This window comes from Deinococcus arcticus (assembly GCF_003028415.1).
Taxonomy (GTDB): domain Bacteria; phylum Deinococcota; class Deinococci; order Deinococcales; family Deinococcaceae; genus Deinococcus; species Deinococcus arcticus.
In genome coordinates, this window is the sequence record NZ_PYSV01000038.1 from 1 (window position 1) to 11,467 (window position 11,467).

General features: G+C 54.6%; 6 protein-coding genes and 1 pseudogene. All 7 read left to right on the forward strand.

All coding sequences use genetic code 11. The features are described from left to right. The first annotated feature begins 37 nt into the window (after positions 1-37). Positions 38-481, forward strand: a complete 444-nt coding sequence (locus tag C8263_RS18375) for a transposase family protein (RefSeq protein ID WP_233218918.1) — start codon at positions 38-40, stop codon at positions 479-481. Positions 482-489: 8 nt separating this feature from the next. Then, the gene (locus C8263_RS18380) at positions 490-876 is read left to right on the forward strand and encodes a transposase family protein (RefSeq protein ID WP_233218920.1); all 387 of its coding nucleotides are present in this window, start codon (positions 490-492) and stop codon (positions 874-876) included. A 64-nt stretch (positions 877-940) separates the two neighbouring features. Continuing rightward, entirely contained in the window at positions 941-4,099 is a 3,159-nt protein-coding gene (locus tag C8263_RS18385) for a hypothetical protein (RefSeq protein ID WP_146160791.1), read from the forward strand. A gap of 33 nt (positions 4,100-4,132) precedes the next feature. Then, complete coding sequence (locus C8263_RS19125; protein ID WP_146160792.1) at positions 4,133-9,037, forward strand: RHS repeat domain-containing protein; 4,905 nt, start codon at positions 4,133-4,135, stop codon at positions 9,035-9,037. 72 nt (positions 9,038-9,109) lie between these two features. Then, a complete protein-coding gene (locus C8263_RS19130; RefSeq protein ID WP_146160793.1) occupies positions 9,110-9,508 on the forward strand; it encodes a hypothetical protein in 399 nt (132 codons plus the stop codon). A 230-nt stretch (positions 9,509-9,738) separates the two neighbouring features. Further along, a complete protein-coding gene (locus tag C8263_RS19135) occupies positions 9,739-10,530 on the forward strand; it encodes a hypothetical protein (RefSeq protein ID WP_146160794.1) in 792 nt (263 codons plus the stop codon). Between the two features lie 39 nt (positions 10,531-10,569). Further along, positions 10,570-11,343 (forward strand): annotated as a pseudogene (locus C8263_RS18425) (IS4 family transposase); the annotation flags it as partial. Between the last annotated feature and the right edge of the window lie 124 nt (positions 11,344-11,467).

Genomic DNA, 11,467 nt, shown 5'->3' on the forward strand with positions numbered 1-11,467 from the left:
TAGACCTCTTGCGAAAGTCGTGAGCTAAGCTGGCAAGGTGGAGCGAGACCGTCTGACACGCACGCGGAAGATGAATCGCAAGCAGTTCCGTCGACGCACTGGGGTCTACCCGGAAACCTTCGCTGAGATGGAAGAGGTGCTGACCCTCCGCGAAGGACGGAAAAAGAAATCTGGCCGTCCAGCCGCGCTCAGCGTGGCGGAACAACTGCTGATGACGCTGGAATTCTGGCGCGAGTACCGCACCTTCGCGCACCTGGGCGACGACTGGGGTGTGCACGAAGCCACCGTGCATCGCACGGTGGAACGCGTGGAAGCGGCTCTGGTTGCCAGTGCACGGTTCCAGATGCCCAAGAAACGCGTGTTTCAGGAAGCGCAGCTCGTGTACAGCATCGTCGCGGTCGATGCGTCCGAAGTGCCGTGTGAACGGCCCAAAAAAAGCAGCGCGCGTGGTACAGCGGGAAGAAAAAGCGCCATACGCTGAAGTTTCAGGTGCTGATGTGCACAGTGACGCAGCACATTCTCGGCACGGCCACGAGCGCTGGTGCGGTTCATGACCTGAAACTGTTTCGTCAGTCGGGCGCTCGCTTTCCTCACCAAACAGCGCTGATTGGAGATGCGGGGTATCAGGGCCTCTGGAGAAGCCACGGGCACGCCATCACCACCCATAAGGCGACGCAAGCGTCGCCTCTGTCCGCGGCGCAGCGCCAGGACAACCGTGTCCTGGCGTATACCCGACAAGGGATTGAGCATGTGATCCGTCGCATGAAGATCTTCCGCGTGCTGAAGGGCGTGTACCGACATCGACGGCGTCGGTTTGCGCTCCGGGTTCAGCTCATCGCCGCGCTGTGCAACCTCACCCAAGCCTGCCCATCATGACTTTCGCAAGAGGTCTATTGAAAGCCCATCGCAGAACTTTTTGACCACAACACCGCTCTACAGCATGCCCAAAGAGGCCACAGCCGCCAGCAACACGGTGAAAGTGGTGGAGCAGGTGGCCGTTGATGGTCCGGTGAAACGCCTGACATCTGCAGCCTCGACTGGGGGCGCCGTGTTGCTCCGTGTGCCTCTGACGAAGGGCAATGTGTCCCTCAACGTGACGCCTGAACAAATGGAGACCCCAGGGACCTTCACGGCAGAGGTGTTCAATCCCTCTGGCCAGAAGATCAAAACGGCCTCCATTGATCTCGCTGATCCGCAGGGGATCCACTTTGATGCCGCCGATGTCATTGGAACGGGCCTCTATACAGTCGTGCTTCAGGGCCCTCAATCTTCCGCGATTGACTTGAAAGCGGGGGGCACGTCCGATCTGACCGTCCCCCTGGCCATGAATACATCCGTTGGCTTCGGCCCCAGCAAAGCCGGACAGTACATCCACTTGCCGCTCACCGCTGAGGACGGCCCACTTCAATTGGCGTTCAGTAACGTCACTGTCAATGGCAGTGCCAACGTGACCACACCTTCGGCCGGCACCCAACCCCTCCAGGCAGGGACAACCACCTTCTCCGAAAAGCCAATGTGGGAAGGGCCCCTGGCCGTCAAGGTCGTGCCGGGCGCACGTTCGACGGTCGGCGGCACCCTCAGTGTTCAGGGTACGTTCGTCGACACCAGTCCAATAGGGGCAGCCCCCCCTCTGTTCACTGCCACCTTTCCGGAGCAGTGGTATCGCCGAAAGATCACCACGGTGGCTGGACAGGCGTTGGGCATAGCTGTCAGTGACGTCAACCAGCCTGGCGGAGCCAATTACGGTTCTATTGATGCCTGGACTGCCGATGGCTTTTCCAGTGCTATCTACAACGGCGGTTTCTTCCAGACTTTGATCGTACCGGATCCGGGGAATGGAATGACCCAGGTCACAGCGCGCCCGATGAATGGGGCCACGAGTAACACCCTGAAACTGCATGTCGGGCCCTCATTGCCGCTTACGGCAAGCTCAGTCACCATGACAGGCGCGGCCGACGCCCACACGTTCGCGCATGTTCAGGTGGGGCCAACGGAGAAACTGCAGGTGGTGATCAGCGGTCTTGGTGTTGGGACGGGGCAGGGCCGGGTATACATGCAGCGGCCCGATAACTACTACACCTACGCCCCAGTCACCAGCGGCTCGGATCTGATCTTCCGTGCAGATGGAGCTGTGTCGAGCGGCCTCTACGCTGTCACGGTGGATCCCCCAGTCGGCGGCAGTGTGACGGCGCGTTTGAGGGTGATGACCGCCAATCCAACTGTTGTAGATGATCAATTGGCAACACTTAACACCTTAACAGCCAACGACACCGTAGTTCACAATTTTTCTGGCACAGCGGCCACGCCACGCTACCTGTTGCTCAACGGGGTGACGTTCAGCGGGGCCACCGGAAGCGGCAAGGCCACCCTCTTCGCCCCCAGTGGCAACCGCACCATTCTTCCGTTGGCATCCGGCACGAGTCGTATGCTGTCAAACCTCAATCAAGATGGGCCGTACAGCGTGATGCTCGCCCCCCCCGAGGGTGGGAAGATGTCGGGCCACCTGATGGTGTCTTCAGGCCAGACCCTTCCGAAAGCGGCCGTTACCCCCGTGAACCTGACGGCAGGGCAGGGCAAAGTGATGACTTTCGTTGGTGAAGCGTCGACGGCGCCCAGCGTGACCCTCAGTGGCATCTCGCCCGTGCCAAGCGCCGCGCAGCCTGTCCGCGTCGTGATCTATCGCCCGGACGGCCTCGCGGTGGCCAGTCAGATGCTGAGCGCCGCCAGCGGCACATTGACCGTGCCCGGAATCACGAGCAGCACGGCCGGAACGTATGTCGTAGGGGTTTTTCCGCCGGATGGTCAGGCAGTCTCATTCAATATCGTCCAAGACACAGCGGCGCCGGTGGCCTCTGTATCTGATAATCAAGTGGTCACTTTCAATACCGCGACCATCAACGAAGTGTTCGCGAGGAACTTCACAGGCTCCACCACTCCCCGTTACGCTCTGATTCAGGGCCTGACCTACACCGGAGCCACCGGCAACGGCACCGCAGCCTTACTCCAGCCAAACGGCAATACCAGCACTGTGGGCCTGCCTTCAGGGTCAAGTTGGATGTTCGGCAACCTGAATCAGAATGGAACCTACAACATCAAGTTCACGCCGCCCAGCGGCGGCAAAATGTCCGGCAGCCTGCTGGTCTCTCCAGGACAGGCGCTGACCAAGGGAAGCGTGACGCCCATCAACGTCACCGCAGGCCAAGGGAAGGTCCTGACGTTCACCGGGGCCGCCTCGACGACGCCGACCGTGACCCTCAGTGGCGTCTCGCCCGTTCCCACCGCCACGCAACCAGTCAAGGTCGCGATCTACCGTCCGGATGGCAATGTCGTCGCCAGTCAGACGCTGACCTCGGCCAGTGGCACCCTGACGGTTCCGAACATTACGAGCGCGACGGCTGGAACCTACGTCATTGGCGTTTTTCCGCCCTCTGGTCAGGCCGTGTCGTTCAACATCGTGCAGGACACCGCGGCCCCGGTCGCCAGCCTGGCCGACGATCAACTGCTCAGCTTCAGCACCGCTACAACCAATGAAGCCTTTACCCGGAATTTCACGGGCACCAGCACACCGCGGTACCTCATCCTTCAGGGCCTGACCTACAGCGGGGCAACCGGAAACGGCACTGCGGCCCTCCTCTCCCCGAGCAACACCACGTCGTCCATCGCACTGCCAACTGGATCAAGCTGGATGTTCGGCAATCTCAACCAGAGTGGCACGTACAACATCAAGGTTACGCCGCCGAGCGGCGGGAAGGTGTCCGGCCGAGTCATTGAATCGACCGGAAGTGCACTGAGCACGGGCGTGCAGTCCAGCCACAGTATCGCTGCGGGACAGGGCAAGATTCTGACCTTCGCAGCCGCGTCGGGCACGACACCCAAGTTGACGTTCGCGACCTTGTCCCCTGTGCCCACCACATCGGCCCCCGTCACGGTGATGGTCTTCCGGCCGGACGGCAACCGCGTGGCGTCCGCCACCTACACCAGTTCTACGTACAGCACCATCACCCTGCCCAGCGTGACCGCCACGACTGCGGGAACGTACGTGGTGGCCGTGTTCCCCCCGAACGGTCAGGCCTTGACCTTCAAGGTCACTCGAAATTGATGCGTGTCATGTGTGCTTATCAGAAGGAGGCTTATGCGAAGTTCTAAAGGATTACTCCCCCTGCTCACGGCGCTCTGCGTGTCCTGGGCGATGGCTGCCCCAGGGCCTCTTGCCAACGGAGCGAACGTCACGTACCTGCCTACTGTTTCGCCTGGGGGCGCTGTCAGTCTTGACGCTGCGCACGCCATGGCGTTCCCTGAATCCTCCAGTTGGACGGCAGAAACCCTGGCCAAAGCGAACGTCCTGCTGGTGGCTGGGAATGAGCGTGTCAACGTCAACGCGACCTACTCTGCACCCCTCAAGGCACTGATCATTCGCCCGGTTCAAAAGCTTCAGCCTGGCACCCAATACACCCTGACCTTGCACGCGGGCCAGAAACGAGAGCAACTGCAGGTGTTGGTCAACGGCCGCAAAGACGGGAACGGCGTCAATGGCACTCTCTCCAAAGACGGCCTCCGCTGGATTCCTGATCTCTCCCAGAAGCGGGACGACTGGACCACAGATCTCCCGGATACCAGCCTGCCCGAGGCTAAGCTTCTCCGGGCGCCAGCAGGCACCACGGCGATCAGTGGCCAAGTCAGATTGCTCAATGGCAAGGGCCTGTCCAGGGTCCGCATTCAAGTCGGAAGGCAGGAAGTCAGGACCGATGTGCAGGGACGTTTCCTGCTGAACAACGTACCAGCCGGTTCAACGACGCTGCTGATTGATGCGAGGACAGCCAACTCCGGCGTCGTGAAGTACGGCACCTATCAGCAACATCTTCAATTGACCGCAGGGAAAACCAATTTTCTTCCGCAAACGATTTGGATTTCCAGAAATGCCACGGAATATGCCACGGCCATTGCCTCACCGACGACCGGCCCAGTTGTCTTGAAGAATCCTGAAATTCCTGGATTAGAGATCCGCATTCCCAAAGGCGCAGTCATCAAGGATCTGAACGGGAATGTTGTCAAAGAACTTACGTTGACGCCCATCCCAATCGACCGGGCACCTTTCGCCCTGCCTCGATTGAATGTCCCCACATACTTCACGGTGCAGCCTGGCGGCGCGCGGATTTACGCAGCGGATGGCAAGACCCCGCTTGGTGCGCAGGTTGTTTACCCGAATTACAGTGGAGATGATGTCGGCGCACCGGGTATTTTCTGGAATTACGACCCTCTGGAACGTGGCTGGTACACCTATGGCCGTGGAGCGGTCAGTCGTGACGGCAGACAGGTGATTCCAAATGAAGGCGTTCAAATTTACGCTTTCACAGGGGCGATGTTCAATGCCCGTCAGCCTGACCCAGATGGCCCCCCAACAGAGCCGGACCCAGATGCTCCTACGCCAGATCCGCAAGATCCAGATGATGGCAGCCCAGGCAGTGGTCCTGGTGATCCCTGTCAGTCTCCTGGTGGGAACCCGGTTGATTGCTCCAGTGGACATGTCATGCGTGACAGTGTCGATCTCGTGGTGAACGATACTGTTCCAATCGTCTTGTCAAGATCATTCATTCAGGATGACAGCAATCGTCGTTCCTTCGGTAAAGCTTGGTCGATGTCTTATGACATGTTCTTGTATTCAAAAACGTATATAGATCCAAGTTACTATAAAGAGGTTGACTGGGTTCTTCCAAACGGTCGCAAGATACATTATGTGCGAACTGTTCCGGGTACGGGTTTCACTGATTTTAAAGGAAGGCACTTCGGCTCCAGTAGTGAATATTATGGATCAACCGTTGCTTGGGACAGCACTATAGGAGGTTGGCGACTGACCATGAAGGACGGGTCCTACATGAGGATGCCGGAGACTTCAATGGTCACAGAAATGGTTGACCGTAACGGGAACAAAATCAACATTACCCGCAACGGGAACGCACCTCAGCGTATTACATCACCTTCCGGCAAGTACATTGACCTCACTCTTGACGGAAGCAATCGGATCACAGCGGCCACCACTTCAGATGGTCGTACCGTCAGCTATACCTATGACGCCGATGGTTACCTGACGACCGTGACGTTTCCCGACGGCACCACTGAACAATATACATACGCCAGCTATCCCAACTACCCGCACAAAATGCTGGTCTCCGTCAAGGACCGGCGCAATGTTATTAAAACAACTACCGAATTCTCGAAATATATTGCCAAGCTGAATACTCAATTTCAGTGGGAAGGTGGCACTGGGCCAGGGAGTGAAGGTGGCGGTACCCTAATACGCACAGCCACAGCAACTGTGCCGACGAGTGCCAGTTCGCCGCCACCGACTGGCGAAGGCGCTGGTGTTGACAACACAACAGGCTCCGTTTTGAAGTGCACGGTTTACAAGCCCACAAAGCAAACTTATGCCGATGGTGGCGTTCTAACATTTGAATGGACGCTTGATAACTATTGTCGGATCATGCAGGTCAAGATGACCGACCCGCGCGGGAATGTCACGATTCGTGAATTCAACATCAGCGGTTCACTTATGAAGGAAACAGTGGCCGCTGGAACAGCATTACAACGTGTGAAGACGGTGAATCGTACCAAGGAAAATCCTCGTTACTCCACAAGTGGTGGTAAGCCTCCAACCACTGTATTGCCGAATGATCCAGGTAACGATTCCGGCAGCAATTTCGTTAGAAGCATCGTGGATAGTGCTGGGCGTACCACAACGTTTACTTATGACGCAATGGGTAACCCTACCCGGTCTGTCGGCCCACAGGGGACCGTGAGCGCGACTTATAACAGTCTAGGTCAAGCCCTAACGATCACCAACGAGCTGAATCAGACCATCACCTTCAGCTATGACGCCAGAGGTAACCTGACACAGGTTAAGGATGCGCTGAGCCGGATCACGACAATGATATATAACGATAGGGGCCAGTTGACGACTGTGCAGGCTCCTTTGAACAGGGTAACCACGTTCCAATATGATGGCCCCAATCTTATTTCTATTACGGATCCAATAGGGCGTACTTCGACATTTACGTACAATCAGTATGGATGGGTCAGCTCGCGGACAGATCCTCTTGGTCGTGTCACTCGTTACCAGTACGATATAAATGGACAGCTGGCTAAGGCTATAGCTTCTGACGGCAGTGTAACTGCAATGCAATATGATGCACATGGAAATTTACAGCAAGTGAAAGATCCTCTCGATAGAATCTTTAAGTGGAATTATGATTGGGGAAGCCGAATCACCAGCGCAACGGATCCGCTTAATCAATCAGAGAAATACGTCTATGATTTAGGCGGCAACGTTACACAGTTTACTGATCGAAAGAATCAAGACGCGGCAGCAGTTTACGACACTCTTAATCGACGCATCTCGGCAACAGATATCGTCGGCACTATTGCTTATGAATACAACGATCAAGATCAAATAACCAGCGTCACCGAAAACGGCCGCCGTATTACCTATGCATATGATAGCTATGATCGGTTGAAATCGGAGACGACACCGGAAGGAACGATCGCCTACACCTACGACGTGTTAGGAAAACGTACAGGCATGTCTATCAACGGCGGCAATAGCGTTACATACGCCTATGATGACGGTAACCGTCTCATTGCAATGACTAGGGATAATCAGGCGGTCATTTTTACATATGACGATGCAGATCGCATTACAGGTGTTTCTCTTCCCAACGGTGTGACTGGGCTTTACGTTTATGATCCTGCTGATCAGCTTATCGAGATTAGGTATATGAGAGGCTCCACTCTATTGGGAAACTTGATTTACACATATGATGAAGCAGGGCAGCGCACAAGCACTGGCGGCAGTTTTGCTCGCACTATTTTGCCCGCCTCTGCTTCTGAGGCAGTTTATGATGGTAATAATCGTGCTAACAAATGGAAAGGTAACACATTAGAATATGATGCAAATGGTAATTTGACCAGTGATGGATTTTATTCATACATTTGGAATTCCCGTAACCAACTTACGCAGGTCAAGCAGGGTGCGAATATAGTTAGTCAATATTCTTACGACGCTAATGGTAGGCGCTATTCTCGCAATCTAAACGGTGATACCACAACGTTCTTGTATGACGGCATTAACGCTATTCAAGAGAGATCTGGAAACACCACTACTAATTTCTTTGGAGCAGGTGTAGACAATTATTTCAGCAAATCAACTGGTGAGGGTGCGTTAACTTACTTGAAGGACGCGCTGGGCAGTACTCTGGGCTTAGTAAATGCTAATGGAGCATTCAGCAGCACTTACGTTTACGGTCCTTACGGAGAGACTATTCAAACTGGTAATGTTGACAGCAATAGCAATCAATATGCAGCAAGAGAGAAGGACGCTGGCAACTTATACTATTATAGGGCCCGATACTATAATTCGGAGCTTGGGCGTTTTATCAGTCAAGACCCAATTGGTTTGGAGGGAGGAATAAACTGGTATGCCTACGCCAACGGGAACCCCGTACAAATTTCGGACCCTTATGGCTTGTGGGGAACATTTGTGCAGGGTGGGGTGTCTGCTGATGCCGGATTTCTCTTTGGTGGAGCGGGTGCTTCCTATGCTGTGGGCAATGTTTCTTTTAATGGAAGCCGAAAATATGAGTCATACGATTCAGCTGGAGGGGCTGCATATTTTGGGCCGATAAATGGCTCCATTGTGAAAGATCCATCATACCCACAAAATCCGGGTATGTATCAAGGACCCGGGCCAATGTTTATTGGTGCACAAGCGTCAGGCGGGGTATCTTTCGGAATAACCAATGCCAATAACTTTGGTGACTTTTCTGGTGCTGCCAGAACAACTACTCTTACAACCCCTCTAGGATCTATATCCTTTGGCCTATCCAAGACAGGAATTATGACACTGGCTGTTAGTGCGGGCAACATGGGTATTGGTGTATCACCGCGGGTCTCGGCCGGTTTCAGTTTAAGTTCATTTAATACTGAAACTAGAGCTAGGCCTTCCAACGCAGTGATAACTCCATTTCCATCTTTGCCTTGCCAGTGAAGTTGCCGTCGTTATCTATCAAAACGCATGAAATATTAAATCAAATCCAGTTGAGGACCACGGTGATAATTTATGATTCGCCTGTATAAGACTAACGCCTGGACATTTGTGTTCATAGGTGCGGCTTTATTACTTGGAGCACTGCTGATGGTTATCTTTCCTAATCCAAATAAGAGCTTTCCTCAAGATATATTTGTGGTGAGATTTAACTATCAAGGACAGAACTATCATGTAGCATTCCGAGGAAATAGTGGCTATTGTGCGTATTATCTGTTCAACAGAGCACGCAAACCTAACCGAAGCGCATTTGATGTGCGCAATAGCATAACCGTGGATAACTACCTCATTAGAATGAGTGATGTCTCCAATATTGAGTTCTTGAAAGTGTCATTAGAAGGACAAGACACATGTGACAATCCGGCAGGAAGTTCGGTAAAAGAACCAAAAGTTCCCCTTCAGAGGTCTCAATGAGAGTAATAGGTTTGGCGATTTTACTGTCGACAGCAATTAGCGCGGCTCGCGCAGGTAGCCTGGAGTGCATATCACATGCGTGCCTTCAAGCCTCTGCAGACATCACAACTTCAGTGGGTAGTCCATTATGGGTTGCACTTCACCAGTATCGCCTTACTGGACTCGACACAAGCGCTTCTCCAAAAAATGCAGCTACGAAAATTTCACTATCTCGCTCTGGCGATATACTTATGTTTAACCGTCTTGATGATGTACATCGAGATAGACTACCTATTTGGATTCAACGACATATTGATGGAGGGGCTTTGATATACAGGGCCTTATCACCCAAAGATGGGGCCAACTTTATTGTGCTTATACCGCAAGAATCCAATCAGAGCATCGTCCATTGGTATGGTTCCAAAGGTGAGCGTATTACATTTGTTGGAGACAACAAATTTGCTGCTTACGGCCAATCCTTAGATCAGCAGTATCGTGGAAGCGTGGCTGGTGACCCTGACGGCTTGCGTGCGGATAGCCCGAAAACCTTATTTTCTTACGAGAATAAAACTTCAGGCCTAATGAGCAAAATGACCGACGCACAGGGTCGCGAAACTCATTACTCTTGGGATGCCCTGACCCGCAAATTATTGAGCGTTGTTGAGACTGGCCCCGGGGGCCAGGAGATAGCCAAACGCACAGAGTTCAAATACACACCCATCTGGAAGTATCACTACCTCAGCGAGGTCACTGAACGCACCTTTGACGGCCTGGGGGGCGAAGCCGTTCGCCGCTCCCGCTACGGCTATAGCGAGTACAGCAAGCCGGAATACCTGAATTACGATGTCCGCCTGACCAGCGAGAGCCGCGAAATCCTGGGGACAGGCGCAAATGGCAGCTCTTCACAGTGGGTCACGACCTTCTACACCAAAGACGACCAGGCCAGAATCACCAACATTCGCAAGGTCGCAGGCCTGTCAGCGGACGGTCCACGCCTTGAACCAGACACCGTGATTTCGCTGACTACCAGTCAAAACTCGTGAGGGCATGAAAAAAGTCAGCTCCAGTAGGGTATTTCTGCGATGAAAACCCGGAGCCGACATCCACACGATACCTTGCAGACCGCGCTGCGGTCTGCGTTTCCCATAGACGCCCGCCGCCTCGAGGTGCTGGCGGCCCTGATCCTGGCCATGATTCAGGCGCGCAGCGTTGTGCTGTACACGCTGAAGACCCATGTGCCGTTGCCTGGCTCACTCGACACGCGGTACCAGCGGTTGCGGCGGTTTGTCCGTTTCGGGTTCCCAGATCAGCTCTTTGTCCGCTTCGCGCTGTCCTTCCTCCCAGACGGCGAGCTGCACCTGATCCTGGACCGTACCAACTGGAAGCTGGGCAAGCAGGATGTCAATATTCTTCTCCTGTCTGCGGTGTGGGACAGCTTCAGTCTGCCGCTGATGTGGACGCTGCTCCCTCATGGCGGCAGCAGCTCACAACAGGTGCGCGAAGCGCTCCTGACCCGGTTCCTCCAGTGTTGCCCCGAACGACGCATCGGGAGCCTCCTCGCGGATCGGGAGTTCATTGGGAAATCGTGGTTTACCTTCCTTGATCAGCACGGCATTGCTCCTTGTATCCGTCTTCCAGCAACGGCCACCATCGGGACCGGCAAACTGCCGGTCTGGGCCTGTTTCAAAAAGCTCCAGACCGGCGAGATTCGCCGCTGGCACCGCCCGATGGTGGTCTACGGCGTCTCGCTGCGCCTGTGTGCCACCAAGAATGTCGCTGGTGAGGTGCTGTACCTCGCGTACCGGGGTCACGCTTCAGTCAATCTCCGCCGTTATGCGCAGCGCTGGCAGGCAGAAACGAGCCAACTCGATTACCCTTGTACATACGCACTCTCCTTTCGCTGACGGGTCTCCATCGCCGCTCGCTGCGCATTCCATCGGTCATGGGCGTGCTCTGCCGGGGGTTTTGCACGCCGTGCTC